At 63.7% G+C, this 25,249-nt stretch carries 26 protein-coding genes; 13 read left to right on the forward strand and 13 right to left on the reverse strand.

Going from position 1 to position 25,249, the window contains the following annotated elements; all coding sequences use genetic code 11:
• The first annotated feature begins 181 nt into the window (after nt 1-181).
• On the forward strand, nt 182-850 hold the full coding sequence (locus N5P29_RS19015; protein WP_262276340.1) for a DUF6318 family protein: 669 nt from the start codon (nt 182-184) through the stop codon (nt 848-850).
• A 329-nt stretch (nt 851-1,179) separates the two neighbouring features.
• Nucleotides 1,180-1,794: a PKD domain-containing protein gene (locus N5P29_RS19020; protein WP_262276341.1), complete on the forward strand. Its 615-nt coding sequence runs from the start codon at nt 1,180-1,182 to the stop codon at nt 1,792-1,794.
• Nucleotides 1,795-2,085: 291 nt separating this feature from the next.
• Here the strand turns inward: N5P29_RS19020 and N5P29_RS19025 are convergent, their stop codons facing one another.
• The 3 genes from N5P29_RS19025 to N5P29_RS19035 all read right to left on the reverse strand — a co-directional run bounded on the left by N5P29_RS19025 (nt 2,086) and on the right by N5P29_RS19035 (nt 3,786).
• On the reverse strand, nt 2,086-2,547 hold the full coding sequence (locus tag N5P29_RS19025; protein WP_262276342.1) for a DUF3817 domain-containing protein: 462 nt from the start codon (nt 2,545-2,547) through the stop codon (nt 2,086-2,088).
• 57 nt (nt 2,548-2,604) lie between these two features.
• A complete protein-coding gene (locus N5P29_RS19030) occupies nt 2,605-3,201 on the reverse strand; it encodes a hypothetical protein (RefSeq protein ID WP_262276343.1) in 597 nt (198 codons plus the stop codon).
• A gap of 78 nt (nt 3,202-3,279) precedes the next feature.
• Nucleotides 3,280-3,786, reverse strand: a complete 507-nt coding sequence (locus N5P29_RS19035) for a hypothetical protein (protein WP_262278618.1) — start codon at nt 3,784-3,786, stop codon at nt 3,280-3,282.
• A gap of 93 nt (nt 3,787-3,879) precedes the next feature.
• Here N5P29_RS19035 and N5P29_RS19040 point away from each other — a divergent pair, with 93 nt between their 5' ends.
• From N5P29_RS19040 to N5P29_RS19060, 5 genes are all read left to right on the forward strand, one after another.
• Entirely contained in the window at nt 3,880-4,608 is a 729-nt protein-coding gene (locus tag N5P29_RS19040) for a FadR/GntR family transcriptional regulator (protein WP_262276344.1), read from the forward strand.
• On the forward strand, nt 4,605-5,693 hold the full coding sequence (locus N5P29_RS19045) for an asparaginase (RefSeq protein ID WP_262276345.1): 1,089 nt from the start codon (nt 4,605-4,607) through the stop codon (nt 5,691-5,693). Before N5P29_RS19040 ends, N5P29_RS19045 begins: the two co-directional genes overlap by 4 nt.
• On the forward strand, nt 5,690-7,105 hold the full coding sequence (gene aspA, locus N5P29_RS19050; protein WP_144662259.1) for an aspartate ammonia-lyase: 1,416 nt from the start codon (nt 5,690-5,692) through the stop codon (nt 7,103-7,105). Before N5P29_RS19045 ends, aspA begins: the two co-directional genes overlap by 4 nt.
• A 145-nt stretch (nt 7,106-7,250) precedes the next feature.
• Nucleotides 7,251-8,762 carry an amino acid permease gene (locus tag N5P29_RS19055; protein ID WP_262276346.1) on the forward strand — a complete coding sequence of 504 codons (1,512 nt, stop codon included), beginning with the start codon at nt 7,251-7,253 and terminating at the stop codon, nt 8,760-8,762.
• 194 nt (nt 8,763-8,956) lie between these two features.
• On the forward strand, nt 8,957-9,628 hold the full coding sequence (locus N5P29_RS19060) for a FadR/GntR family transcriptional regulator (RefSeq protein ID WP_144662255.1): 672 nt from the start codon (nt 8,957-8,959) through the stop codon (nt 9,626-9,628).
• On the opposite strand, the gene N5P29_RS19065 is transcribed toward N5P29_RS19060, so the two are convergent.
• Genes N5P29_RS19065 through N5P29_RS19085 form a run of 5 tightly spaced genes read right to left on the reverse strand, consistent with a single transcriptional unit; the run spans nt 9,625 to nt 14,340 of the window.
• Nucleotides 9,625-10,494: an amidohydrolase family protein gene (locus N5P29_RS19065; protein ID WP_262276347.1), complete on the reverse strand. Its 870-nt coding sequence runs from the start codon at nt 10,492-10,494 to the stop codon at nt 9,625-9,627. The genes N5P29_RS19060 and N5P29_RS19065 overlap by 4 nt on opposite strands.
• Nucleotides 10,487-11,446 carry an aldo/keto reductase gene (locus tag N5P29_RS19070; protein WP_262276348.1) on the reverse strand — a complete coding sequence of 320 codons (960 nt, stop codon included), beginning with the start codon at nt 11,444-11,446 and terminating at the stop codon, nt 10,487-10,489. The genes N5P29_RS19065 and N5P29_RS19070 overlap by 8 nt, the downstream gene beginning before the upstream one ends.
• A complete protein-coding gene (locus tag N5P29_RS19075; protein ID WP_262276349.1) occupies nt 11,431-11,745 on the reverse strand; it encodes an L-rhamnose mutarotase in 315 nt (104 codons plus the stop codon). The genes N5P29_RS19070 and N5P29_RS19075 overlap by 16 nt, the downstream gene beginning before the upstream one ends.
• Complete coding sequence (locus N5P29_RS19080; protein WP_262276350.1) at nt 11,738-13,039, reverse strand: alpha-L-fucosidase; 1,302 nt, start codon at nt 13,037-13,039, stop codon at nt 11,738-11,740. Before N5P29_RS19080 ends, N5P29_RS19075 begins: the two co-directional genes overlap by 8 nt.
• Nucleotides 13,036-14,340: an L-fuconate dehydratase gene (locus N5P29_RS19085; RefSeq protein ID WP_262276351.1), complete on the reverse strand. Its 1,305-nt coding sequence runs from the start codon at nt 14,338-14,340 to the stop codon at nt 13,036-13,038. Before N5P29_RS19085 ends, N5P29_RS19080 begins: the two co-directional genes overlap by 4 nt.
• A gap of 139 nt (nt 14,341-14,479) precedes the next feature.
• Here N5P29_RS19085 and N5P29_RS19090 point away from each other — a divergent pair, with 139 nt between their 5' ends.
• Together N5P29_RS19090 and N5P29_RS19095 are read left to right on the forward strand one after the other, a co-directional pair.
• Nucleotides 14,480-15,391 (forward strand): fumarylacetoacetate hydrolase family protein, encoded by a 912-nt coding sequence (locus tag N5P29_RS19090; RefSeq protein WP_262276352.1) that lies wholly within the window; start codon nt 14,480-14,482, stop codon nt 15,389-15,391.
• Nucleotides 15,392-15,400: 9 nt separating this feature from the next.
• Entirely contained in the window at nt 15,401-16,153 is a 753-nt protein-coding gene (locus tag N5P29_RS19095) for an SDR family NAD(P)-dependent oxidoreductase (RefSeq protein ID WP_262276353.1), read from the forward strand.
• Nucleotides 16,154-16,163: 10 nt separating this feature from the next.
• Here the strand turns inward: N5P29_RS19095 and N5P29_RS19100 are convergent, their stop codons facing one another.
• Nucleotides 16,164-17,279, reverse strand: a complete 1,116-nt coding sequence (locus N5P29_RS19100; protein WP_262276354.1) for an FG-GAP repeat domain-containing protein — start codon at nt 17,277-17,279, stop codon at nt 16,164-16,166.
• A gap of 217 nt (nt 17,280-17,496) precedes the next feature.
• On the opposite strand from N5P29_RS19100, the gene N5P29_RS19105 reads away from it, so the two are divergent.
• Together N5P29_RS19105 and N5P29_RS19110 are read left to right on the forward strand one after the other, a co-directional pair.
• Nucleotides 17,497-18,807 (forward strand): ATP-binding protein, encoded by a 1,311-nt coding sequence (locus tag N5P29_RS19105; RefSeq protein ID WP_262276355.1) that lies wholly within the window; start codon nt 17,497-17,499, stop codon nt 18,805-18,807.
• 117 nt (nt 18,808-18,924) lie between these two features.
• Nucleotides 18,925-20,169 carry a low temperature requirement protein A gene (locus N5P29_RS19110; protein ID WP_262276356.1) on the forward strand — a complete coding sequence of 415 codons (1,245 nt, stop codon included), beginning with the start codon at nt 18,925-18,927 and terminating at the stop codon, nt 20,167-20,169.
• Nucleotides 20,170-20,186: 17 nt separating this feature from the next.
• On the opposite strand, the gene N5P29_RS19115 is transcribed toward N5P29_RS19110, so the two are convergent.
• Together N5P29_RS19115 and N5P29_RS19120 are read right to left on the reverse strand one after the other, a co-directional pair.
• On the reverse strand, nt 20,187-20,723 hold the full coding sequence (locus N5P29_RS19115) for a phosphohydrolase (protein WP_262276357.1): 537 nt from the start codon (nt 20,721-20,723) through the stop codon (nt 20,187-20,189).
• Nucleotides 20,724-20,805: 82 nt separating this feature from the next.
• Nucleotides 20,806-21,597: an SDR family NAD(P)-dependent oxidoreductase gene (locus tag N5P29_RS19120; RefSeq protein ID WP_262276358.1), complete on the reverse strand. Its 792-nt coding sequence runs from the start codon at nt 21,595-21,597 to the stop codon at nt 20,806-20,808.
• 101 nt (nt 21,598-21,698) lie between these two features.
• Between N5P29_RS19120 and N5P29_RS19125 the strand changes: the two genes are divergently transcribed.
• Nucleotides 21,699-22,310 carry a TetR/AcrR family transcriptional regulator gene (locus N5P29_RS19125; RefSeq protein WP_262276359.1) on the forward strand — a complete coding sequence of 204 codons (612 nt, stop codon included), beginning with the start codon at nt 21,699-21,701 and terminating at the stop codon, nt 22,308-22,310.
• Here N5P29_RS19125 and N5P29_RS19130 read toward each other — a convergent pair.
• Together N5P29_RS19130 and gluQRS are read right to left on the reverse strand one after the other, a co-directional pair.
• Complete coding sequence (locus N5P29_RS19130; protein WP_262276360.1) at nt 22,307-23,425, reverse strand: serine hydrolase domain-containing protein; 1,119 nt, start codon at nt 23,423-23,425, stop codon at nt 22,307-22,309. The genes N5P29_RS19125 and N5P29_RS19130 overlap by 4 nt on opposite strands.
• 25 nt (nt 23,426-23,450) lie before the next feature.
• Nucleotides 23,451-24,338, reverse strand: coding sequence for a tRNA glutamyl-Q(34) synthetase GluQRS (gene gluQRS / locus N5P29_RS19135; RefSeq protein ID WP_262276361.1), 888 nt, complete (start codon nt 24,336-24,338; stop codon nt 23,451-23,453).
• Between the two features lie 378 nt (nt 24,339-24,716).
• On the opposite strand from gluQRS, the gene N5P29_RS19140 reads away from it, so the two are divergent.
• Nucleotides 24,717-25,175 carry an Lrp/AsnC family transcriptional regulator gene (locus N5P29_RS19140; RefSeq protein ID WP_262278619.1) on the forward strand — a complete coding sequence of 153 codons (459 nt, stop codon included), beginning with the start codon at nt 24,717-24,719 and terminating at the stop codon, nt 25,173-25,175.
• Nucleotides 25,176-25,249 lie beyond the last annotated feature (74 nt).

A 25,249-nucleotide genomic window follows, 5' to 3' on the forward strand; every position in this document is an offset into this window, starting at 1 on the left:
ATCATCAGGCTGGGCGCCGACCGGAATCCGTGGAATCTCAGGCTTTTGCGACATCAACGTCCCGATCATCCAGCAGAAATTACCTGGCACTTATCCACAGGAGCATTTTTCTGACGTGAATCCCCTCGCGCCCGCTGCTTAGACTGGCCGCCACACCGCCGAAACAGCTTTGGGGAGCTTTATGTCACGCGTTACGTTTGCCGCTTTGTTGTCTTTACGAGGACGGGTGGTGGTGCTCACCGTTGGGGCCGCTGTGCTTCTCAGTGGTTGCCAGGGCTCCGCAACACCCAGCGGCTCCCCTTCCGAGACAGGCTCGACGACGGCGTCACCCACCGTGAGCGTTTCGGTTCCGGCTGCTTCGCCTACTTCGTCCTCGTCCGGTGCCTACAAACCCGCTGATGCGCAGGGGAAGGCACAGAACGTCCCGGTTCCGGTGATGCCTGAGCTGGCCAAGGAGAACTCGAAGGCGGGGTTGGAGGCGTTCATTGGGTACTGGTTTCAGGAGCTGAGTTACGCCTACGAAACCGGCGATACTGCAAGGGCCGACGAGTTGTCTAGCGATACGTGCCGACTGTGCAACGACCTCCTGTCGGGAGTCGCTGCGAACTACTCGAATGGCCGGTGGCTGATCGGCGGGCAGTATCAAACTCCCGTGGTCGAGGTCTTTTGGGCTCCGTCCAGCCCGTCCCAATCAGCAAAAGTTCAGGTTCTGCAGCAGCAGATCCTTTACATGAATGGAGATGGCTCGGCCGGACGGGAGCCAACCGGCGAAACTAATGACGCGGCTGCCTTCTTTGGTGTTTTTGCTGACGGATCTTGGTCCGTAACTGACCTCGGGGTCATCAGGTGATGATCGGAGAGGGAATCCGTACCACCGTCGTGGGCGCTTTGTTTAGTTTGGCAGCAACCTATGCCCTAGCTCCCGGGATGGACACGACGCCCAGTCCAGGAACTGGCTTCACTGATCGCTCAATTGCTGTCGGCGCTGAGTTCACAGTCGAATCAGCAACCGGTGTTCCTTCGACGAAGCTCGGCAATGATGCCACCGAAGATCCCTACCAGTACAAGCCGGACTTTCGCTGTACTCTCGGTGGCCCCGGGGCGCGTGAAATGGGCTGTCTGACCCTTGAATGCCCACCTACAACACCCGGAGGGAAAGAGGGTTCACCGGTTATCTGGTTGAAAGCACCGAAAGCCGTCACTAACCCGACCTTCACCGATTGGCAGCCTGTCGACGGTAAACCCGCGTGCCTCTATGATGCAGAGCCGCAGAACGTCCTGGCCGACATCGCCGCCCGCATCCTCACCGACTTCCGGCAACTCCCCGTCAACCCCGGAACCCTCCAAGCCCAGCCCCTCCCCCACACCCTCAAAGGCGCACCCACCAACCTCTACACCAGCACAACCGAGCAAAGCTTCAACGTCACCATCCTCGGCCAAACAGTCCACCTCACCGCCATACCGACCAGCTACACCTACACCTTCGGCGACGGCACCACCCTCGGACCAACCCCCGCCACCGGCTACTCAATCCCCCAAAGCGAATGGCTCACCACCGACACCCGCACCAGCCACGCCTACACAGACACCGGCAACTACCCGGCATCAGTCACCACCACCTTCACCGGCACCTACTCCGTCAACAACGGCCCACCCCTGCCCATCAACGGAACCCTGAACCTAACCACCCCGCCCATCACCATCCAAGTCTGGAAAACAGAACGAGCCCTCGTCGCCGACACCTGCGAACAAAACCCCCAATCCTGGGGCTGCCCCGGCACAGAACCCCAGTAGAGGCCCGAGGCACCGCAGCTTCCTGACCCGGTTTAGACCCAAAACAGCTCGAAACCACCGGAAAATCACGCCCTCCGACCTCAAACAAGGTCAGGAAGCCACACAAGACCCAGCCCGGGCCGCCAGCACCCACTTTGACCGTCAAACACCGATCGAGGCACCACTCCAACGGCGCGTCCAGGCCATCCGGGATTCAAAGTCGGTGCTGAGAGCACACGCAAAGGCGGCAACCAAGTGTTAAAAGAAGAAAAGCACCAGTTCCGAAGAACTGATGCTTCCCGGTGGCAAACATTAGGAGAACCAGGTCCCCGGAGGGCCCATGAACAGCAGGAAGCTGAACACAACCCCCACGGCAACCAAAGTCACCACAACAGCAAGGATCGGATTCCGCAGCACCCAAGCCTGGGCCTTTTCAAACCCTCCCTGCGGCGATTCACCTCCGGCGGCCAAGCGCCACCCGCCGGCAAGGAGTCCTCGTCGATCCAGCGACTTTTCCATTGGGACGGTGGCATACGGAATCACAGCCGAGCAGATGGCAAGGAGGCCCGTGCGTAGGGACCACTTCTGGTTGATCCAGGTAAAGGCTGCCGTCGCTGCGTAGCAAAGAAAAACAAAGCCGTGGATGCCTCCGGCGATGCTCACGCCCACATCGGTGGTCCGGGTGACGTACTTAAGGAACAACCCGATCAGCAACAACGTCCATGTCACGGCCTCGGCAAAAGCGACGGTACGAAACAAGGCGCGGGGTTGCATGGGAGTCCTCGGGTAGGAAGCGGGAGACACCTCCAACCTACCGTGACTGGCAAGTCGCTAAGAATCAGCAGGAGGCAGGGCCTCCCGGTGCCGGATGCGCGAATCACCGAACTCGATGGCCACCGGAGAAATTTCCATTGGCGGTTCGTGACGGGACCGTGCCCTCCCCACGGCAATATGGGGCAGCCACCTCGGCGACCTGTATCCCAAGGCAGGTGAGCTCAGAATAAAGTCGTCGATGTTGTCGAGGCCCAGCTCATCAAGCAACACGTGCAGGCCCTGCACCAGGAGGGCCTGGTAATCGTGTACGTCCTGGGGAACGTCAACTTCGAGTCCCATAAGTCGACCGCCACCCAGGGGCACCAGCTTGTCCGACTTACCCAGAAAACCCTGCAACACCGGCAATTCGGTCAGCCAACTGGTGACCTCGGGCAGCACCTTCCCAGGCTCCGCCCTGCCTTTGGTCCACGCGGCAATGTCCCCGACGAGTTCATCCAGGATTCCCACATGCAGCAAGGTCATGTGCAGTCCTTGGGGCTTGCGCAGTGAATCAACGAATCGATCAAGGCCCTGGTAGTCAGCGGTTCCTGCACCAACGCGCAGAACCGGCACCTCAACGGTGATGCGCGGCTTGTCGGGGTTACTGGCCGTCATGGACGCCATTATGCGCCGTTTAGCCACCCAGGGGGAGGCCGACGACGGAACGCGCCTGCCGCCGTCGGGCGCTGTTACCTATTTCCTGGGGCGGGCCTGGACGAGGTTCGCGAACGGAAGGCGCCCATGTTCGGCAACGAAAGCGGCATGGTAGGCGGCTTCGGCAGCGCTGACCTCGGAGGCGGGGAGCTCCTTCCAGGCAATGATCAGGTCCAGGGCATCGCGCAACTGCCAGATCAGGCGCGCGTCCCATACGATGGTCGGCCGGCCGCGACCGTAATCCAAAAGCTCCTGGATCTGCTTGCGAAGGCCCCTGTTCCCCTGGCTGCCGGCGCTGGCCTTGCCGATATACAGCACGGAGGCGTCGGAAACCCATTCGGCTTCCAATGCTTCTCGCTTCAGAGACGGGTCCTTCTTTTTGAAGGTCCCCGCGGCGCTTTTGCTGAGGAAGGCAGGCACAAAGTCGCCCTTCCGCAGGATCACGAATAACCCCGGCCCCTGAGGGATCCGCATGGGGTCGAGTTCGTCGAGGGGGCGAAAGCCGGTGAAGCCGTCCTCGGTGAGGGACTTTCTGGTGAAGGGCATGATCCATTGTGCTGACGCCATTACCAGTCCCCAAACCGTGAAGCAAGCCTTTCAGCGTTGACAGCGTCTTGTGACCCGTGCCATATTCGAAACGTGAACCTGTCAGACAGCCGGACAGCCGGACAACCGGAGTCCCAGAGCGGCCGCCCAGCGCATATGCCTATTTCGCGGATTTCCGCGGCTGAGGCCGTCTTTGCCGCACTCCGCCGGGCCATCGAAGGCGGACAGTTCGACATCGGCACCAAGCTGAGTTCTGAAGCGACCCTGGCTGCCCAGTATGGCGTCAGCCGTTCAGTGATCAGGGAAGCGCTGAGGTCTTGCAATACCTTGGGCCTCACTGTCACCAAAACCGGCAAGGGCACTTTCATTGTGGCCAACAAGGTTGCTAATGACCTTACCTTGGGCCAGTACAGCGCGCGCGATCTTAACGAAGCACGTCCTCACATCGAGATCCCGGCTGCCGGCCTGGCGGCTGAGAGAAGGACGGAAGAAGAGCTTGAGCACCTGAAGGACATCATCCAGGAAATGCTCAACGAGAACGACCCCGAAGCCTGGGTAAACCTGGATGCCAGTTTCCACTCGGCCGTTGCGCGGGCCAGTGGGAACCGGGTGTTCGCGAGCGTGGTGTCGGACATCCGCGAAGCGTTGGCCCACCAGTCCGAAACCTTGAACCTCGTCGCTGACCGGCAACACCGTTCGGACGAGGAACACGTCGCCATCCTCGACGCCATCGAGGCGGGCGACTCCCACGCCGCAAGCAAGGCGATGGCCGCCCACCTGCAGGCCGTCAGCGTGGCACTGGACACAATCCTCAGCAAATGACACACCCGAAGGACACCGACACCATGCCCGCCCCCAAAGCACCGGCACACGAAGCTCCGGCAGACGAAGCTCCGGCGCACAAAGCCCCGGCACCTGCCGCCCACAAAGCGACGGCCCCCAACCACGTCCCCCTGGTCGAAGTGACCCGGGATGGACTGGTGGAAAGCGTCCACTACGGTTCACTGATCGCGCTTGCCGCTGACGGCAGCAGCATCGTCGAAGCCGGCCAGCCCGACGCCCCCATGTACCCGCGTTCAAGCCTGAAGCCATTGCAGGCCGTCGCGCTGCTCAAGGCCGGCCTGGACATCCCCGAAAACCTCCTGGCCCTCACCGCTGCCAGCCATTCCGGCGCGAAAATGCACCGTGACGGCGCCACTGAAATCCTGAAGCTCCACGGTCTCACCGAGGCAGCCCTGGCAAACAGCACGGACCTCCCGTACGGCGTCGCCGAGCGCGAGGAGTGGCTCCGGGCCGGCAACGGCCCTACCCACATCACGCAGAACTGCTCCGGCAAGCACGCCTCGATGACCGCCGTATGCGTCATCAACGGTTGGCCTTTGGAGGGATACTTGCACCCCGAGCACCCGCTGCAGGTGCTGGTCCGCGACACCATCACCGAGCTGACCGGCGAGGAAGCCGCCGCCGTCAGCACGGATGGCTGCGGTACTCCGCTGTTCGCCCACTCGCTGCACGGCATGGCCCGCGCTTATGGCCGTCTGGCCGCCGCGGACGAGGACACCCTCGAAGGCAAGGTGGCGCACGCGATGCGCCGCTTCCCGGAGATGGTGGCCGGCGAAGGCAGGGATGTCACTGCCCTCATGCGCGCCGTCCCCGGGTTGCTCGCTAAGGACGGCTTCGAGGGGCTCCAGCTCGTCGGCCTTCCGGACGGCACCGGGCTGGCGGTCAAGATTTCCGACGGCGGCGACCGCGCCCGCATGCCGGTCACCGTTGAGGTACTCCGCAGATTGGGTGTCGACGGCGGCAGCCTGGACACGCTTCAAAGCCCACCTGTGTTGGGCGGCGGCCTTCCGGTCGGCGAACTCCGCGCAGCAGAATTTTCAGCAACCAACCAAGGACAGCTATGACCACCGTCGATCAGGCGATCCCCCTCCGTTCCGAACACGACCTCCTGGGCGACCGCGATGTACCTGCGGACGCTTACTGGGGCGTCCACACACTGCGAGCCATCGAGAACTTCCCCATCACCGGGCAGCCGCTCTCCACCAACAAGCACCTGGTCCGCGGACTGGCTGCAGTGAAGCAGGCAGCCGCCCGAACCAACCACGAACTCGGCCTCCTGGACTCAGAACGCGCCAATGCCATTGAGCAGGCCTGCCAGGACATCCTGGATGGCAAACTGCAGGAACAGTTCATGGTGGACGTGATCCAGGGCGGAGCCGGCACCAGCTCCAACATGAACGCCAACGAGGTCATCGCCAACCGTGCACTGGAGATCCTGGGACACCCCAAGGGCGACTACTCCAAGCTGCACCCGAACGACCACGTGAACCTGAGCCAGTCCACCAACGACGTCTACCCGACGGCGGTCAACCTCGCCACGATCTTCTCCGTGAAGGAACTCCTTGCGGCGCTGGAGGAACTCGAAGAGGCCTTCGCCGAGAAGGGCCGCGAGTTCCGCACCGTCGTGAAGATGGGCCGTACGCAGCTTCAGGACGCCGTTCCGATGACCTTGGGCCAGGAGTTCGGGGGCTACGCCGTCACCATCGGCGAGGACCGTGCCCGTTTGGACGAGTCCCACATGCTGATCCACGAGATCAACCTTGGTGCCACGGCCATCGGCACCGGACTGAACGCCCCGGTGGGCTACGCGGAAGCTGCCTGCCGCCACCTGGCCGAAATCACCGGCCTGCCGCTGCTCACTGCCGCCGACCTCATCGAGGCCACCCAGGACGTGGGAGCGTTTGTCCACCTCTCCGGTGTACTGAAGCGGGTGGCCGTGAAGCTTTCCAAGATTTGCAACGACCTTCGCCTGCTGTCCTCCGGACCGCGCGCGGGATTGGGCGAGATCAACCTTCCGGCCGTGCAGTCCGGTTCGTCGATCATGCCCGGCAAGATCAATCCGGTGATCCCGGAAGTGGTCAGCCAAGTGGCGTACGAAGTCATCGGCAACGATGTCACAGTCACCATGGCCGCGGAGGCAGGCCAGCTTCAGCTGAATGCCTTCGAACCGATCATTGTGCACAGCCTGCACAAGAGCATCTCCCACCTGGAAGCAGCGTGCCGCACCCTTACGGCACGCTGCGTCCGGGGCATCACCGCAAACACCGAACGGCTACGGCTTACCGTGGAGCAGTCGATCGGTCTCGTCACGGCATTGAACCCCCACATCGGTTACGCCTCCGCCACCGCCATTGCCCAGGAGGCGCTGGCAACGGGCAAGGGTGTGGCAGAACTTGTTTTGGAGCACGGCCTATTGACCGCTGCCCAGCTCGAAGAATTGCTCAGTCCAGAACGTCTGGCCAACCTGAGCAAATAGGCCCACAACGGCCAAAAGCCCAGCGGCTTTGAACAGCCGACCCGCCCGATGAGGCATACCCCAATCGAGGCGCTGTCTTGTGTGCCCGGAACCCCGACCGGCCAGCACCCAGGACAACCCCAACAGGACACTCCTAAGGATTCCAATGACCAATCCAATCACTGACCACACGGTTCCGGCCCAAGCGCACGCCAGTGAGAAAGCCCTCCACAAAGAGGACTCCGGCTACCACAAGGACCTTAAGCCCCGGCAGATCCAGATGATCGCTATCGGTGGCGCCATCGGCACCGGCCTGTTCCTTGGCGCAGGTGGCCGCCTTAACGCAGCCGGCCCTTCCCTGGTGATCGCGTACGCCGTCTGTGGTTTCTTCGCTTTCCTGATCCTCCGCGCACTGGGCGAACTGGTGCTGCACCGCCCCTCGTCCGGATCGTTCGTCTCCTACGCCCGTGAGTTCTACGGCGAGAAGGCGGCCTTCGTCTCGGGCTGGTTCTACTGGATCAACTGGGCCACCACCACCATCGTGGACATCACGGCCGCAGCCCTCTACATGAACTTCTTCGGCAAATACGTGCCGTGGATGGGCGCCGTGCCGCAATGGGCGTGGGCCCTCATCGCCTTGGTAGTGGTGCTGAGCCTGAACCTGGTCTCCGTCAAGGTCTTCGGCGAGATGGAGTTCTGGTTCGCGCTGATCAAGGTTGCTGCCCTGGTGGCCTTCCTGCTCGTGGGCACCTACTTCGTCATCTTCGGCACCCCGGTTGATGGCCAAACAGTCGGCTTCAGCCTGATCTCGGACAACGGCGGCATTTTCCCTAACGGCATCCTCCCCATGATCATCCTCATGCAGGGTGTCCTGTTCGCGTACGCTTCCATCGAACTCGTGGGTACCGCGGCGGGCGAGACCAAGGAACCCGAGAAGATCATGCCCAAGGCCATCAACTCCGTGGTCTTCCGTATCGCAGTCTTCTACGTCGGCTCGGTCATCCTGCTGGCGCTGTTGCTCCCGTACACCTCGTACCAGAAGGGCGTCAGCCCGTTCGTGACGTTCTTCGGATCCATCGGCGTCCAGGGCGTTGACGTGATCATGAACCTCGTGGTCCTCACCGCCGCACTGTCCTCCTTGAACGCCGGCCTGTACTCCACGGGCCGTATCCTCCGCTCCATGTCCGTGGCCGGTTCTGCTCCGAAGTTCGCACAGCGCATGAACAAGGCCGGCGTCCCCTACGGTGGCATCGCGATCACTGCCGGTGTTTCCCTGCTCGGCGTTCCGCTGAACTACCTTGTCCCGTCCGACGCGTTCGAGATCGTCCTGAACGTCGCATCCGTCGGCATCATCGTTACGTGGGCCACCATCGTCCTGTGCCAGATGCAGCTCAAGCGCTGGTCGGATAAGGGCTGGGTCAAGCGCCCGTCCTTCCGCCTCTTCGGCGCCCCGTACACCGGTTGGTTATCGCTGCTCTTCCTTGCCGGCGTCCTGGTGATGGTGTTCATTGAGTCGCCGCTCACCATGCTGGTCACCGCGATCGCCTGCGCGCTGATGGTCTGGGGCTGGTTCCTGTGCCGCAAGCAGATCCACGAGCTCGCTGCCACCCGCGATGGCTATACCGGCAGCGCTCCGGTGATCGCCAACCGTCCGCTGCCTGGCGGCGGCGACAAGTAAAGCAACCCCTGACTCACGACGGCGGCACCCGGGTTCCGTAACAGCGGAACGTGGGTGCCGCCGTCGTCCGTTAACGTCCCAACTGGGGGACAGCACATGTCGCAATGACGCCCCAATACGACATTTGCTGTCCCCCAGATGGGTGAGGACGCGGCGGAGACAGACATCCGATCATTCGTGGCTACTATTGGTCCATGGCTGTGACAGACGAGGCGATCAGCAAGATCAAGGACATGCTGATCCGGGGCGAACTCAAGGCCGGCGATCGGCTTCCGCCGGAGAAGGAACTGAGCGAACGGCTCGGCCTGTCCAGAAGCTCGCTGCGCGAAGCGGTGAAGGCCCTGGAGCTGATCCGGGTGCTGGATGTGCGCCGCGGTGACGGAACCTACGTGACCAGCCTCGACGCCAAACTTCTCAACGAGGCCGTAGCGTTCGTGGTGGATCTGCACCAGGACCGCTCCATCCTGGAGCTCTTCGAGGTCCGACGAATCCTTGAACCCGCCACGGCCCACCTCGCGGCGGCGAAGATCACCCCGGAAAAACTCCTGGCCCTGCGCGCAACGATGGACGGAATCGACGAGAACACGGACGTTGAGGAACTCGTCGCCCACGACCTCGAATTCCACAGCATCATCACCGAAGCCGCCGGGAACGACTACTTGGGCAGCCTCCTGGAAGCCCTGTCCAGCAGCACTGTCCGGGCGCGGATCTGGCGTGGGCTGACCCAGGAAAAGGCTGTGTCACACACCTTGGCGGAGCATCGGGCCATCGCGGACGCACTGGAGCGCGGGGACGCGGAGCTGGTCCGCGCGCTGGTCACTGTGCACATCAGTGGCGTGGAGAACTGGCTGCGCCAAGCTCTTTAGGCATCCACCATCGGGTTGGCTGCCAGCCCATAGGTACGGATCGCGGTCCCCTCCAAAATTGAGTCCTGTTCAGCCGGGTCCAGCGTGGACACGAGTTCCAGCAGCACATCGAGCGTCCGGCCATACGGCGCCCCGAGGGTGCTGACCGGCCAGTCTCCGCCGATCATCAAGCGTCCGGCACCGAAAGCCTCCACGGCAGTCTCGAACAGGGGCCGCAACGCCTCGCTGGTGTACGGCTGCCCCGCGACGTGAAGCCCGGAGAGTTTCGCCACGGTGTTCGGCTCACGTCCCAAAGCGAGGAAATCCTTGCGCCACGGCTCCATGAGCGCCGAATCAGCCAAAGGCGGCTTGCCCAGGTGGTCAAGGACAACGATCAATTCGGGAAGCTCACGGGCCAGCCGGACCGTCGCACCCAAATGCCGCGGGAAAGCATCCGGAACGTCGAACGTGAGGCCACGGCGCGCCACCAAAGCCAGCGATTCCCGCACGGAGGGAAGGTCCAGGAAATCCGGCCGGGGATCGTCATGCACCAGGTGCCGTACGCCGCGGAACACCGGGTTCGCTGCGAAGCGGTCCAGCTGGGAAGCTGCCTCGTCCGGTGAATCCAACCGCAGCCAACCCACCACCCCCAGGACCCACGGATTCCGGGCGGCCACAGCCAGCATGCTCTCGGTATCGGCAACGGTGTCATCAGCCTGGACCAGCACCGCTCCCCTGACACCCGCGGCGGACAAAGTCTCCCACGCTTCGTCCTCGCCAAAGCTGCGGAACAAGGCCCGATGCTGCGGGCCGAGCCAGGAATAGGGCCTCTCACCGCCCGTGACGAAGGTATCCAAGGTCCACAGATGCAGGTGCGAATCAATCACTGCCCAGTCCTTCCAACGCCGCCCACAGTTCCTCGGGAACGGGCTGGTCCATTCGTTTCGCGTTGGTGACCATCTGTTCAGGGGAGGTTGCTCCAGCCGTCACGTTCACGACTGCCGGATGCCGCAGCGGAAACTGGAGTGCCGCCGTCGGAAGTTCCACCCCGAAATCGCGGCAAAGGGCCGCGAGCGCCCGGGCCCGCTCCAGAACAGCCGACGGTGCTTGCCCGTAGTTGTAGTGCGCATCATCAGGGACCTCGGGACGGGCCAGGAGGCCCGAGTTATAGGCGCCAACGCTTACGACGCCGGTGCGGCGCTGGCTGCAGCGTTCAAGCAGGGGAACGTCGGGCTGCTCCAGCAGGGTGTAGCGTCCGGCGAGCATCACGAGGTCAAGGTCAGCCGCTTCGATGCATTCCAGGGCGGCTTCGGCGGAGTTGGTGCCGACGCCGATGGCGGAGACAAGGCCCTGTGAGCGGAGTTTTTCCAGCGCGGGCAGCCCGTGCGTGATTCCGGTGCGAAGGTCATGGACGTCGGGATCGTGCAGGTAAACGATGTCCACGTGGCTAAGCCCAAGCCGCTCCAACGATTCTTCGATGCTGCGCCGGATGCCTGCCTCGCTGAAGTCCCAGACGCGTCGGGAGGTGGCCGGGACGTCGAAGCCCTCCGAGTCGCGCCCGCCGGCTGGGTTGGGCTCCAGCAAACGGCCAACCTTGGTGGAGATGATGAACTCATCGCGCGGCTTGTCCCGCAGGACGGCGCCGAGTCTCTGTTCCGACAAGCCCAGGCCGTAGTGCGGCGCGGTGTCGAAGTAGCGGACTCCCGCGTCCCAGGCGGCCAGTACCGTGGCAAGGGCTTCGCCGTCCGGGATGGCGCGGTAAAGGTTTCCGATCCCGGCCCCGCCGAAGCCGAGCCTGCCCAGCCTGTGGAGGTCGAGTGAGTTCACGGCAGTTCCCATACTTTGGGGATACCCGTATCCGTCCCGGAGTAATCGTCCTGGACGTCCAAAAGTTCAGCCATCCTGGCCTGCCACGGCACGTTGGCGGGATGGTCGGCGAGCGCATGCCGCATCGCCTGGTAGTCGTCCACGTCCACTACATGGAAGAGATCGAGTCCGCTGCGCCAGATCCGCCAGTTCCGAACGCCGGCTTCCTTCAGCGCGGACACGAGTTCCGGAGGGATGTGCGCGTGGGCGTCGGCGTACTCATCTTCCGTGCCCGGTTTGAGCCTGGTGTGCAGGGCGATGCTCTCAACCATGGCTGACCGTCGGTTCCACAGTGGAGGGCTTTAGGAACAGTTCCAGCACCGGGACTGCCGCGTCGGGCCTTTGCACCGGCAACTTGATGGTCAGTGTTCCCGGCGGTTGGCCCCCCGGAGTCATGTTCATGGCCTGCTGGTCCGGGTCCACCTCGCGAAAGAACACTTCCGACGCGTCATTGAGCAGCTGGGCGTACTCCACCTTCCCGGCCAGGCCAGGCAGGTGCACGTATTCGAACGGCCAAGCGAACAAGTGCACATAGAGCCGGTCCCCGCGTTGGGTGTACCGGACGTCCGAGGGAGCGGTGAACGGGGAAACACCCGCGCCGTAGATGGAGCGGGAATGCAGTTTCATCCATTCCCCTATTCCCTCCAGCAACTCCAGAGCCCGCGGATCCAGAGCGCCCCTCCCCGTTGGGCCCACGTTGAGCAGCAGGTTTCCGCCCTTGGACACCCCGTCGATCAGCATCCGGATAAGCAGGTCCACAGACTTGTAGTTTTGGTTGTCCCGGTCGTACCCCCAGCTGCCGTTCAGCGTCTGGCAAGCCTCCCAGGTGACCGGTTCGCCGTCGAGCGTCATGGGGCCGGCCGGCTGGTACTGCTCCGGCGTGACGAAGTCTCCCGGTATGTCCAGGCGGTCGTTGACCACGATGCCCGGCTGAAGCTCGCGCACCATCGCCAGCAGCTCTTCCGAGTCCCAGTCCTTCCGGCCCTTGCCTCCCCAGAAGTCTCCGTGCCCTGCGTAGGAAAAGTCGAAGAACAGGTAGTCGATGGTGCCGTAGTTGCTGAGGAGTTCGCGGACCTGGCCGTGGAGGTACTCACGATAGCGGGCCATGTCGCGGCCGCTGTTCAAACGTTCGACGTCGGCCGCGTTGCGTTGGGGATGTACCCCGTCGATGGTGAAGTCGGGGTGGTGCCAGTCAATAAGGGAATGGTAGAAGCCGACCTTCAGCCCCTCCTCGCGGAGTGCCTCCACATACGGCCGGATGAGGTCCCTGCCGGCGGGGGTGTTTGTGGCTTTGTAGTCGGTGAGGGCCGAATCCCACAGGCAGAAGCCATCGTGGTGCTTGGTGGTGAGGACGACGTACTTCATCCCGGCGGCGCGGGCGGCCCGGGCCCATTCGCGGGGGTCGTACAGGTCAGGATCGAAGCGCCGGAAGTACTTCGAGTACTCCTCCACGGTGATCTCTTCCCTGTTCATCACCCATTCGTGCCGTGCGGGCAGGGCGTAGATGCCCCAGTGCACGAACATCCCGAAGCGTGCTTCCTCGAACCAGGGGGCGTGCTGGATCACTGGTCTTCCTTCCATACCGGGCCGTCAGGAAAGCTGTACGCGGCCAGTGTTTCACGGAGCATTTCGTTTCCGGCACCAGGACTCGACGGCGGCCAGTAAGCACCGCCGTGGACCTCCACCGGCGTGACGAAGTGTTCGTGCAGGTGGTCAACGAACTCGATGGTCCGTCCCTCTTTGGTTCCTGACACGGCGACGTAGTCGAACATGGACAGATGCTGCACGGCTTCGCACAAACCAACTCCGCCGGCATGCGGGCAAACGCGCACCCCGAACTTGGCCGCGAGCAGGAGGATGGCAATGTTCTCGTTGACTCCGGCCACGCGGGCCGCGTCGATCTGCAGGACCTGGAGGGAGCCTGCCTGGAGCATCTGTTTGAACACCACCCGGTTCTGCACGTGCTCCCCTGTTGCCACCGGAATCGGCGCAACAGCCCGGGCAATCGCTGCGTGGCCCAGGATGTCGTCCGGGCTGGTGGGTTCCTCGATCCAGGCGATGTCATAGGGAGCAAGGTGGGCCATCCAGTCGATGGCCTCCTGCACGTCCCAACGTTGGTTGGCATCCACGGCGATGCTGATATCAGGACCAACGGCCTCCCGCGCAGCACGAACCCGCCGGATGTCGTCCTCCAGGGACGCCCCCACCTTCAACTTGATCTGCTCGAAGCCGTCAGCCACGGCTTCCTTGGCCAACCGGGTCAGTTTCGCGTCGCTGTAACCCAGCCAGCCCGGCGTCGTGGTGTAGGCCGGGTAGCCTTCGGCGCGAAGTGCCACCTTCCGCTGTTCCCGTCCGGGTTCGGCGGCGCGAAGGATGGCCAATGCTTCATCCGGCGTGAGGGCATCCGTGAGATATCGGAAGTCCACCAACGCCACGAGTTCTTCGGGCGTCATGCCTGCGAGCAGTTCCCAAATCGGCAGCCCGGCGCGCTTGGCCTTCAGGTCCCAGAGGGCGTTGACGACGGCGCCGATCGCCATGTGCATGACGCCCTTTTCCGGCCCAAGCCAGCGGAGTTGGGAATCGTGGGCCAGGAGTTTCCAGGTGGCTCCCATGTCGTCGAGGAGTTCTTCGACGCAAAGGCCAAGGAGGTGTCCACGAAGCGCTTCGATGGCCGCGGTTTCCACTTCGTTGCCGCGGCCAATGGTGAACACGAAGCCGTGGCCTTCATATCCGTCATCTGCGTCCGTGCGGATGATCAGGTAGGCGGCTGAGTAATCCGGGTCCGGATTCATGGCGTCGGAGCCGTCAAGGTCCAGGGAAGTGGGGAAGCGGATATCGAACGTCTCGACGTCGGTAATGAGGCTCATGGGGCTCCTGGCTGGATAGCTGTTCTTCGTTGAAGCTAAACATCGGATGTATGCCTTGTCAATGGGTCACATTTCCGTATTATGGGAGGAAACATCACACTAGAGCTCGGATGTTAGTCCCGAACGCACGGAGGAAGCCATGACCTTGAAATTCGCCAGGCTGGGTACGGCCGGAAACGAACAACCGGCAGTCATCGCCGAGGACGCCAACGGCGACGAAAAGTACTACAGCCTTGCGCCCCTGACCAAGGACATCGACGGCGGCTTCCTCGCCTCGGACGGTATCGAACGCACCCGCGAAGCCTTGGATAAAGGGGAACTGTCGGAAATTCCGGCTGAAGGACTGCGCATCGGAGCACCCGTTGCCCGGCCTGGATCCGTCATCGCGATCGGCCTGAACTACACCGCACACGCAGCCGAGTCCGGCGCGAACCCGCCCGAAGTTCCGGTCGTATTCCTGAAGCCAAGCAACACCATCGCCGGACCGTACGACGCCGCTCCCATCCCGCCGTCGTCGGAAAAGTACGACTGGGAGGTGGAACTGGCCATCATCATCGGCAGGGAAGCGTCATACCTTTCCACTCTGGAAGAGGCCGAAGACAGCATCGCCGGTTACGCGGTGGCCAACGACCTCTCCGAGCGTGAGTACCAGATCCCCGGGGCTGCCGGACAGTGGACCAAGGGCAAATCGCTCCCCGGTTCGACTCCCCTGGGTCCCTGGCTGGTCCCCGCCTCCGAGATCGATCCGGGCAACCTTCGCCTCCGGACCCTGGTCAACGGCGAAGCCCGCCAGGACTCCAATACCTCGGACATGATCTTCGACCCCGCAACGATCGTCCACCACCTCAGCCAGTACATGGTCCTGGAACCCGGCGATGTGATCATCACCGGAACCCCCGAGGGCGTAGCGTTGTCCGGCCGCTTCCCGTTCATCCAACCCGGTGACGTGGTGGAGCTGGAAATTGATGGGCTGGGACGCCAGCGCCAGGAGTACTTCCGGGCACATGCCGGGTCAGCCCGCCCGGTCGCCGTCGCCGGCACCAACGCCTGAGGCCGCGCCATGACCACCAAGGAATTTGATGGCCTCGCGGCAATCGTGACAGGTGGGGCTTCCGGGATCGGTGCGGTCATCGCGGACCGCCTCGCCGCAGGCGGCGCCCAGGTAGCGGTCCTGGACCTCACACCGGAAGCCAGCCCGCACTTCGGCGTGCAGTGCAACGTTGCCGATGACGCCTCGGTGCGTACCGCCGTCGAGCATGTCGCCCAGCGGTTCGGCCGCCTCGACATCGTCATCAACAACGCCGGCATCGGGGCGCAAGGTGACATCGCCGCGAACGATGACGATGAGTGGCTCCGCGTCCTCAACATCAACGTGGTGGGAATCGCGCGCGTCAGCCGGGCGGCACTGCCCTACCTGCGCGAGTCGCCGGCTGCTTCGATCGTCAACACCTGCTCCATCGCCGCAACGGCGGGCTTGCCACAGCGTGCGCTGTACTCGGCGTCGAAGGGCGCGGTCCTGTCCCTTACGTTGGCGATGGCCGCAGACCACGTCCGTGAAGGCATCCGCGTGAACTGCGTCAATCCCGGCACCGTGGACACCCCGTGGGTGGGGCGCCTGCTGGACTCGGCGTCCGATCCCGCCGGCGAGCGCGCTGCCCTCAACGCCCGCCAGCCCCACGGACGCATGGTGGATCCCGCCGAAGTAGCCGGCGCGGTGGCTTACCTGGCGAGTCCGCTGTCAGGCTCGACGTCGGGTACGTCGCTGGCGGTCGACGGCGGCATGCAGGGCCTGCGGCTTCGCCCGGTTCAGTAGGGAGGCCGGTTCAGTAGAGCCCGTTGAAGATGTTCCAGCCCCAGCCAACGGTTTCCACGCCCTTCCAACCGCCGCGTCCATCGCCGTAGTACATCAGCAGTTCACCGGCGCTGTTAACCCCGTGGACTTCGGCAAAACCGTCACGGTTGAAGTCCCCAACGCTGCCCACCTTGCTCAGCACGTTCCAGCCTTGGCCGACCTGCCTCGGAGCCAGCCATCCGCCGTTTCCGTTGCCGCCGTAGAGGAACAGCCTTCCGGCCTTGTCCTTGGCGAGGATGTCCGCTGTGCCATCGCCATTGAAATCACCGGGCGTGATGAGCAGGTCCATGACGTCCCACCCCTGGCCCACCTGGACGCGGGGCGTCCACCCGCGGGCTGCTTTGGGATAGAGGTAGAGGTTGCCGTTGGGTTCGGTGGCCAGGAGGTCGTTGTACCCGTCGCCGTCGAAGTCCCCGGGGCCCACCACTTTGTCCATGGCGTTCCACCCCCAGCCGATCTCCGAGGGATAGGCCTCTGCGGGGAATGTTCCGTCTCCCCTGCCCCAGAACATCCAGAGCCTGCCCACCGCATCAGTGGCCAGGAGTTCGGTCTTGCCGTCGCTGGTGAGGTCGCCGGCACCGATGATCCTGGTATAGGCACCCCAGTTGGAGCCAATCAGCCGCGGCGGCTTCCAGCCTTGCGCGCTGTCCAAGCCCGGGTAGAGCATCAGTGCACCATCATGCCGGCGTCCCAACAGTTCAAATACTGCCCGGCCCGTAAATCCTTCAACGCGCGTGGGCTGGCTTTTGACCACCTCGGATTCCTTCACCACCACCTGTGACGGGTTGCACGCCTGCGAACCCGTGACAACAGCCGAGATCCGGGTGCCGACATCCTCCATGCGCAGCTCGTAGAAGTTGGAGAAGCCCGATTGCGGCGTTACCGGCTCACCGTCACGAATCCACTGGATGGAATAGCCGTGCTGCGGGTCGGGATCGCAGGCAGAGAAGTACTCGTAGGCGCCGCTGACCGACAATCCGGTTCCCACGTACGTCGGGCCGCTGATGGTGAACTCGTCCGGCGACACGGCGTTGGCAGCGGGAACGGGCAGGACGGCCAAAAGGACAGCCGCCAGAATCGCGGCCATGACGGACCCCGGCGCCCGGACAGACCTTGGCCGCCGCCTGCGCCTGAATGCTCCCACCGCTTCTCCCTCGAACGTGCTGGGTGTTTCCTGTGCTCATCCTAGACGGGGCCCGGTCCCCGTAACGCAACGAAGCCGCAACGTTCCCCGGCAGTGATTCGCTTATGCTCAACTCCAACGAATCAATGGCGACTCACTGACAGCCCCAGGAGAAGAACTCATGACCAATTGGCGCATCCGGGACTTCCACTCCTCAGATCTCGACGGCATACTCCATCTGTGGGAGTCCCTCAAGGCCGACGGCGTGGAGCCCGTCTACGCCTTGTCCGAAGTCCTGGCATCCTGCGAGAAGGACCATGCGGTGGTGGCGGTTCAGGGCGAGCAGGTGGTGGGTGCCGCCGTCGGACGTGCCGCCCATGACCAAGGCTGGATCGTCTTCCTGGCGACGCTTCCCGAGTTCCGCGGCCGGGGTATCGGCACCTCGCTGCTGGCCGCCGTCGAAAACCGGATGGCTCCGCACGGCCTCAATAAACTTTCCGCGCTGATGCCGGAGACGGAAACCCGGGTCGAGGCGTTCCTGGGCCGCGGCTTCGTGGTGAAGAAAAACCTGCGCTATTTCGAGCGGACCATTCCCGTGCAGCGCCAGGAACTTGGTGCGCTGGGACTGCTCGGCGGGCGCGTCCTGGCGCGCGATTTGTGGGAGAACGTGGCTGGCATGCGCCGGGAGAAGGAACTGCTGGAGCGCCGGCTGGTGCTCCCCTTGGCCGAAGCCGACCTCGCCGACGAATACGGCGTTGTTCCGCCGCGCGCCGTGGTGTTGTTCGGTCCTCCCGGCACAGGCAAGACCACCTTCGCCAAAGCCATCGCCTCACGCCTGGAGTGGCCGTTCGTGGAGGTGTTCCCGTCCCGATTGGCCTCAGATCCCAAGGGGCTGGCGGGCGCCTTGCGGGAGACTTTCCTGGAGATCGCCGAGCTGGAGCACGCCGTGGTGTTCATCGACGAGGTGGAGGAGATCGCTTCCCAGCGTGCCGGTGATCCGCCTTCGCCGCTTCAGGGCGTCACCAACGAGCTCCTCAAGATCATCCCGGCTTTCCGCGAACAGCCCGGCCGCTTGCTGGTGTGTGCCACCAATTTCATCCGAGCGCTGGATACAGCGTTCCTCCGGCACGGGCGCTTCGACTACGTCATCCCCATCGGGCTTCCGGACGTCCATGCCCGCGAGGCCATGTGGCAACGGTTCATCCCGGCGTCGGTGGTGGACTCGGTGGATGTTGCGCAGTTGGTCGAGCGGACCGAGGGCTTCTCGCCCGCGGATATTGAGTTCGCCGCGCGCAGTGCCTCCCAGCGGGCCTTGGAAAAAGCCGTGTACGACGACGGCGCTGCCGCCGGCTCTGCCTCGGACGGCACCAACGACCGGAAGGGCCCGGTTACCCAGGACTACCTCGACGCAATCGCGGACACCCGCACGACTGTCAGCCCCGAAGTGCACCAGGACTTCCTGGAAGACATCGACGTCCTGGGCCGCGTTTAGGGTCTTTGCGCAGCGAGTTCGCGGGAACCTTGCCAGATCGCCGCTAATTTCCGGGCGCACTGGACGCGTTCCCGCGAACCCGGCGCGGGCTCGCCGGGCAACGGTAATCTTTGAGCCATGTCCACGAATCCCCTCCGCCATGCCCTCTCCCGGATGGGCGGGCGCGATCCCCATGAGAAACACCGCACCGCCACCCCGCTTGAGCTGTTCTTCGACCTGACTTTCGTTATCGCCTTCGGGGTGGCAGGCAACCAATTTGCCCACGCTGTGGCCGAGGCGCACTTCTGGCCGGGACTCCTGGCCTTTTCCTTCGCCATGTTTGCGGTGATCTGGGCCTGGATCAATTTCACCTGGTTCGCCAGCGCCTACGACACCGATGACTGGGTATTCCGCACGGTCACCATGGTGCAGATGGTGGGCGTCCTCATCCTGGCCATGGGCATCGAGCCTGTATTCCACTCCATCATCGAAGGCAAGCACGTAGACAACTTCACCATGGTGTTGGGCTACATCGTCATGCGCGTAGCCCTGGTCTTTCAGTGGCTGCGCGCTGCCCGCCAAGACCCCGAACGCCGGGAAACGTGTTTGCGCTACGCAAAGTACGTCTCGATTGTCCAAGTTGGCTGGGTTGCCGTCCTGTTGATCGACGCCGGCGTTCTCACCACGTTTCTCATGGCAGCGCCTCTGTTCGTCCTGGAGATGTCCGTTCCCGGACTTGCTGAACGCAAAGCCCGGACACCGTGGCATGCCCACCATATTGCCGAGCGCTACGGGCTGCTTGCCATCATTGCCCTGGGCGAGTGCCTGATCGGGGCCATTGAGACACTGCGGGCGATGGTTGCCCTGCATGGCTGGACGCTGGATACCGCGTTGGTTGGCTTCAGCGGTACAGGGTTGGCCTTCGCCATGTGGTGGATCTACTTCATTCTTCCCGCGGGTCCGGCGCTCCATCTCCAAAGGCACCGCTCATGGGTCTTCGGTTATGCGCATATGCCGGTCTTTGCAGGCATTGCTGCCACGGGTGCCGGCCTGCACGTCGCCGCCTACTACATCGACCATGAGGCCAGTATCAGTGCAGCCGCAGCCGTGGCATCGATAGCCATCCCCATTATTCTTTTCAAGGTGTCCCTGACAACGCTTTACGGGTTCATGCTCAGCCCGGACCGCGAATTGTTGTGGAGCACCGTCCTTGTGGTGATTGGTTTGACGGCCAGTATCGCCATGGCCGCAGCGGGTGCATCCGTGCCCGTGTGCATGCTGGAGATGATGCTGGTCCTGGGGCTCTCCATTGCCTACGACGAACGGCGTGGACACAAGGGGCGGGCTGCCGCACTGCGTCGGCTGGAAGCTGCGGCCGGCTAGCGCCAGCGGCCGGCTGACTACTCCGGAACGATCTCGTCCAGTTCTTCGAGCAGGTGCGGGTTGATCCGTTGCAGGATCAGCCGGACCTCCTCTTTGGGAACGGCCGCGTAGAGCACCGGACGGGCATCGGCGTACCGGGTTACCGGTGGTTTGCCCGGCCACTTCTCCGCCAGCGCCCGGACGCGTTCCGGCAAGGAATTGTGGGCATTGTCCGCAATTTTGACCAACGTGGCGTCGTGGTCCTCCGCGACGTACCGGATGCCGGCGTCGTAATCATCGGGGTCGTCGTGGAAGCGCCGGGTGACGCGCTCGATAATGGCGAGGGCACGCTCCGAAACGCCCATATCCAGCAGCGCTTGCCGGGTGATGGGGGTGTCTTCGGCGATGTCGTGGAGGTAGCCCGCAATCTGGATGTCCTGGTCGAAGTCGGCAAGGGCATCGCCCACTGCCAGGACGTGCTCCCGATACGGACGCTTGAGTTTGTCCTTCTGGCGGTTGTGGGCCACCTCCGCCAGGACCTGGGCTGTCTCTACGGTGAAGCGTGGTTCAGTCATTGTGGCCTCCGGGTTGGCAAAGGAGCTTCAGGGATGGGTCCTCCCGTTCAGGCTATCCGTTGCGGCGGCGTGGATGTACCGCCTACCAATCCTGGACGGCGCGTGCGGCGATCGCCACGGTAACGGCCCTGGGCAGTCGCTGGGCGAATCCTGCGGCCACCCGGTTCATCCATCCTGAGACGACGCTGCCCGGAGTCACCTTGCGGTCCAAAGCCTTGAGGGCCGTCTCCACCACCTGGGCCGAGGTCTGCATGGCTCCCACTGCGGCCGACTGGCTACCGAGGACCTCGAAGAACTCCGTCTTTGTGGCTCCCGGGCATAGTGCCAGGACACTGATCCCGGAGTCCTTGGCTTCGTGGGCTAAGGCCTCGGTGAAGCTCAGGACGAAGGCCTTGGTGGCGCCGTAGACAGCCATCCCGGGAATCGGCTGGAAGGCAGCCGTGCTGGCCACATTCACCAACGCGCCCTTGCCGGAGGTGAGCATTGCAGGCAGGAAAGCCCGCGTGATATCAACCAAGGCGGCAACATTGAGCGCGATCTCCGACGCTATGACCGCTGGATCTTCCTCCACCAAGGCCCCATGGGTACCGAAGCCTGCGTTGTTGATGAGGGTGTCCACGGCGATGCCGCGTCCAGACAGTTCGTTGAAAAGCTCCGCCCCCACACCGGCCCGGCCGAGGTCCATCGGGAGCACCGTCACCGTGACGCCGTGTTCACTCCGCAGTTGCTGCGCCAGGTCTTCCAGGCGATCCACCCGCCTGGCAACCAGGACAAGGTTGGAGCCACGGGCGGCGAAGCGCCGCGCGAATTCCGCGCCAAGCCCGGAACTGGCTCCCGTGATGAGCGCGGTGGTACCGGAGTAGGTCATGGTCATGATGGTTCCCGTCGTTGTATGGGGGACTGATGTAGTCGCTGTCTACATGGTAGGCAGCGCCTACATTGTTGTCAATGCCTACATTGACCTAGACTTGAAGCATGACCGAGCAGCCCTACCACCATGGAAAACTCCGCGAAGCCCTTCTGGAGCGTGCCATGGAGACCCTTGAAGAGGTCGGCGTCGACGGGCTTTCCCTCAGGCAGCTCGCGCGGGATGTCAACGTCAGCCACGGGGCACCGGCCAAGCATTTCCGGGACAAGCAGGCGCTGATCGACGCCTTGGCCATGGCTGGCTTCGAGTTGATGAACAGCCGCATCCAGACCGCTTCGGAGGCCGGTGGCAGCCTGCGGGAGCGGTTCGTCGGCGTCGCGAAGGCGTATGTGGGATTCGCATTGGCCCACCCCGCCCTGCTGACCGTTATGTACTCCACGAAGCACCACCCCGGTTCAAGTACCGAGCTGCGGAACACCGGCGGTCAAGGAATCGAGATAGCGCAGGCAATGATCGTCGAGGCACAGGAAGCCGGCGAGCTGGCCCCCGGCGACCCGGCCACATTGGCCATGGTCTGCTTCGTCAGCCTCCACGGCGCGGCGCTCCTCGCTGCCGGCAAGCACTTGGAAGGAATTCCGGTGAGCGACGCCATTGCGGCAACCACGGATACGTTGTGGGCAGGAATGGCCGCAGGCGTGCCGGCCGCCCAGTCCCGCTAGGCAGCCGACCCGGCGATGACTTCCCGCACGGCGGCGCTCAGCAGGAAATTGCGGCATCCCACTCCCCCGGGTTCGGCCTGCTGGGGTACATAGCCAAAACCGAGCTCGTAAACGGGATCGGCAAACCCCAGTGATGCGCTGGCACCGTCGTGCCCGAAGGCGCGGTAGCTGCCGAAGGGCATCCTGGAGTGCGATTTCATGAAGACGGTGCCGAAGCAACCGGTCTCGCCGAACACTCTGTCGATGCCGAAGACCTGTTCGGCGGTTACCGTTGTGATGGTGCCCTCCGTCAGGAGGGGCGCGACGCCGGCGTCCCCGGCCAGGCCGGTCAGCGCGGCTGCATAAATCCTCGCCATGCCCTCTGCGCTGGACACGCCCGCCGCGGAGCTCAACCCGGCAGCCCGGACTTCCCGGATATTCGGCAAATCAAGGATGTCACCCACTGCCGCATTCGTTGCCAGGCCGAAGTGGCTGGCCGGGTCCACCCAAGGCCACGAAGGATCAGCTGCCCAACGGAAGGGCGCGAAGCGGGAATCCTCGGCTTCCGGAAGTCCAAGGTAAAAATGTGCGCCGGCGACCGACCGGATACGGTGCTCGAAAACCTCCTGAAGCGGCCGGCCGGTGATCCGCCGGCACAGCTCCTCCATGAAGATCCCGATGCTCAGGGCGTGGTAGCCGAAGGAGGCGCCAGGCTTCCATAGCGGCGGGAGCTTGGCGAGCTTGGCAGCGGCGAGGCTGGAATCATTTACTTCGTCCAGAGTCAGGCCGCCCTCCGGGCCCAACAACCCGGCTTGATGTGACAGGAGCTGGGCAACGGTGATGGAGGCTTTGCCTTCCACCCCGAATTCCGGCCAGTACTTCACCACCTCGGCGTCGAGGTCCAGTTGCCCGTCTTGCACCAGCAAGGCGATGACCAGGCCGGCCATGCCTTTGGAGCAGGAGAACACTCCGGTCACCGAGTCGGGGCGGATGTGCGGTCCTCCGCTCAGGTCCACCACTTTGACGCCGCGATGGTACGCAGCCACCTGGGCCGAGTACTCCGGATCCTGATCCAGGAAACGGGCAAAAAGTTCAGCGACGGGTTCAAAACCTGGGGCGACCATCTGTGAGTGCATCCAGCCAGCCTACGTGGTGGACCATTCAGGCAGGTGGAGTTATCCACACCCAAGGCTCTTTGGGGAGCCGCTGCGGTTCGAACGCCGGAAGCGCGTCCTGGAGGGTCCCGGCGGGCAAGCCGAGGGACCCAAGGATCAGGGCCCGCACCTGTTCGGGAGGTATTCCGACAGCGGCGAGGTCGTCCAGCGTGACGGCACCGTCGCGCTTTGCCAGCCTCACGCCGTCGTGGTTTACCACCAACGGAACGTGCGCGTACTCGGGGACGGGAAGGCCCAAAAGGGTGGCGAGGTAGGCCTGTCGCGGGGTGGACGGCAGGAGGTCGTCGCCGCGTACCACCTGGTCGATTCCCTGAGCGGCGTCGTCGACCACCACGGCCAGGTTGTAGGCGGTCACGCCGTCATTCCGACGCAGCACGAAGTCGTCCACCACTCCCACAAAAGTGCCGTGCAACTGGTCCTCAACAGCCCACTCCGTGGCTTCGGACCGCAGCCGGATGGATGCTGGACGCGAAGCGCGCCGTATCTCTCTTTCAGCCGCCGACAGCCGCCGGCACGTGCCCGGGTAAGCCCCTTGGGGAGCATGGGGGGCCGACGGCGCTTCCTGGATTTCCTTGCGGGTGCAAAAGCATTCATAGGTGAGCCCCTGCGACGCCAGTCGCTGGATCGCCTCCTCGTAGTGGCCCGCGCGCTCGGTCTGGCGAACGACGTCGGCGTCCCAAGTGACGCCGATGGCTTCCAAATCGCGGAGCTGCTGCGCCTCAGCGCCGGATCTGGCGCGATCGAGATCTTCCACCCGCAGCAGGAAATCGCGACCGCTGGACTTTGCGAACAGCCAGGCCAGCACGGCCGTACGGAGATTGCCAACGTGGAGTTCACCCGAAGGGCTCGGGGCAAATCGCCCGGCGGAAGTCATGGTACAAGCCTATGCGCGCAAGGCGCTGGGTGCGGGCGGGGCTGCGGCCGCCCGCCCCGTGCGGGCAACACAAGAGCCCCTCAGCTACCGCAACGATCCGGTGGCTCAGGGGCTCTTGCTGTGCTGCCCGTCCAGCGGGCGAGTGCAGAATGACAATGCTGTGAACAAGAGTCAATCAGCGGCTGCTTCCTTGCGGGAAACCTGTGCAGGAATCCGGGTGGTGTTCCGGGGACCTGGTGCCGGCGGGCTTCGGCGGTGGCCTCGACCTGCTTCGTTGCCACAATTTCAGCAGGAGACATACAGTAGGAGCAATAGTCGTCTCGGTTGTTGGTCGATCTGACTACTCATCCATCAGAAACCGGGCAGGAAGTGGTCATTTTGCAGGAACTGGACGCTACGGACCGCCGGATCCTGGCCGCGCTCGACGACGATCCCCGTGTACCCATCATGGTCCTGGCGCAGAAATTGCACCTGGCGCGCGGGACAGTGCAGTCCCGCCTGGAACGGATGACGGCGTCCGGTGCATTGCGGGCCAACAGCAGCCGGGTCCTGCCATCGGCCCTCGGGCGGGGAGTGGCTGCCGCCGTCAGCGCGGAGCTCGACCAGAGCCACCTGAACCAGGCCATCGCGGCTCTTCGCAAGATCCCGGAAGTCCTCGAATGCCACGCCCCCGCCGGCGACACCGACCTCATCATCCGGGTGGTGGCCAGGAGCCCCGACGATCTCTACCGGGTGTCCGAGGAAATCCGTTTGTGCCCCGGTATTGTCCGGACCTCCACCAGCATGTTCCTCCGGGAAGTCATTCCCTACAGGACCACCGGGCTGCTCAGCGAGTAGTCACTTATGCACATAGGGAAGTTGTCCCCATGTGCCCGGTTGCGGCGCCAGCCTAGGATGGGGTCAGGCAACGG

Source organism: Paenarthrobacter sp. JL.01a (assembly GCF_025452095.1).
GTDB lineage: Bacteria > Actinomycetota > Actinomycetes > Actinomycetales > Micrococcaceae > Arthrobacter.

Excerpts from the sequence above, each read along its gene's own strand:
- N5P29_RS19110 (WP_262276356.1), top strand. The coding sequence starts at position 18,925 with ATGTCCACGAATCCCCTCCGCCATGCCCTCTCCCGGATGGGCGGGCGC.
- N5P29_RS19060 (WP_144662255.1), top strand. The coding sequence starts at position 8,957 with ATGGCTGTGACAGACGAGGCGATCAGCAAGATCAAGGACATGCTGATC.
- N5P29_RS19090 (WP_262276352.1), top strand. The coding sequence starts at position 14,480 with ATGACCTTGAAATTCGCCAGGCTGGGTACGGCCGGAAACGAACAACCG.
- N5P29_RS19055 (WP_262276346.1), top strand. The coding sequence starts at position 7,251 with ATGACCAATCCAATCACTGACCACACGGTTCCGGCCCAAGCGCACGCC.
- N5P29_RS19095 (WP_262276353.1), top strand. The coding sequence starts at position 15,401 with ATGACCACCAAGGAATTTGATGGCCTCGCGGCAATCGTGACAGGTGGG.
- N5P29_RS19045 (WP_262276345.1), top strand. The coding sequence starts at position 4,605 with ATGACACACCCGAAGGACACCGACACCATGCCCGCCCCCAAAGCACCG.
- N5P29_RS19075 (WP_262276349.1), bottom strand. The coding sequence starts at position 11,745 with ATGGTTGAGAGCATCGCCCTGCACACCAGGCTCAAACCGGGCACGGAA.
- N5P29_RS19015 (WP_262276340.1), top strand. The coding sequence starts at position 182 with ATGTCACGCGTTACGTTTGCCGCTTTGTTGTCTTTACGAGGACGGGTG.
- N5P29_RS19115 (WP_262276357.1), bottom strand. The coding sequence starts at position 20,723 with ATGACTGAACCACGCTTCACCGTAGAGACAGCCCAGGTCCTGGCGGAG.
- aspA (WP_144662259.1), top strand. The coding sequence starts at position 5,690 with ATGACCACCGTCGATCAGGCGATCCCCCTCCGTTCCGAACACGACCTC.
- N5P29_RS19085 (WP_262276351.1), bottom strand. The coding sequence starts at position 14,340 with ATGAGCCTCATTACCGACGTCGAGACGTTCGATATCCGCTTCCCCACT.
- gluQRS (WP_262276361.1), bottom strand. The coding sequence starts at position 24,338 with ATGACTTCCGCCGGGCGATTTGCCCCGAGCCCTTCGGGTGAACTCCAC.
- N5P29_RS19035 (WP_262278618.1), bottom strand. The coding sequence starts at position 3,786 with ATGCCCTTCACCAGAAAGTCCCTCACCGAGGACGGCTTCACCGGCTTT.
- N5P29_RS19120 (WP_262276358.1), bottom strand. The coding sequence starts at position 21,597 with ATGACCATGACCTACTCCGGTACCACCGCGCTCATCACGGGAGCCAGT.
- N5P29_RS19025 (WP_262276342.1), bottom strand. The coding sequence starts at position 2,547 with ATGCAACCCCGCGCCTTGTTTCGTACCGTCGCTTTTGCCGAGGCCGTG.
- N5P29_RS19100 (WP_262276354.1), bottom strand. The coding sequence starts at position 17,279 with ATGGCCGCGATTCTGGCGGCTGTCCTTTTGGCCGTCCTGCCCGTTCCC.
- N5P29_RS19070 (WP_262276348.1), bottom strand. The coding sequence starts at position 11,446 with ATGGGAACTGCCGTGAACTCACTCGACCTCCACAGGCTGGGCAGGCTC.
- N5P29_RS19030 (WP_262276343.1), bottom strand. The coding sequence starts at position 3,201 with ATGACGGCCAGTAACCCCGACAAGCCGCGCATCACCGTTGAGGTGCCG.
- N5P29_RS19125 (WP_262276359.1), top strand. The coding sequence starts at position 21,699 with ATGACCGAGCAGCCCTACCACCATGGAAAACTCCGCGAAGCCCTTCTG.
- N5P29_RS19130 (WP_262276360.1), bottom strand. The coding sequence starts at position 23,425 with ATGCACTCACAGATGGTCGCCCCAGGTTTTGAACCCGTCGCTGAACTT.
- N5P29_RS19105 (WP_262276355.1), top strand. The coding sequence starts at position 17,497 with ATGACCAATTGGCGCATCCGGGACTTCCACTCCTCAGATCTCGACGGC.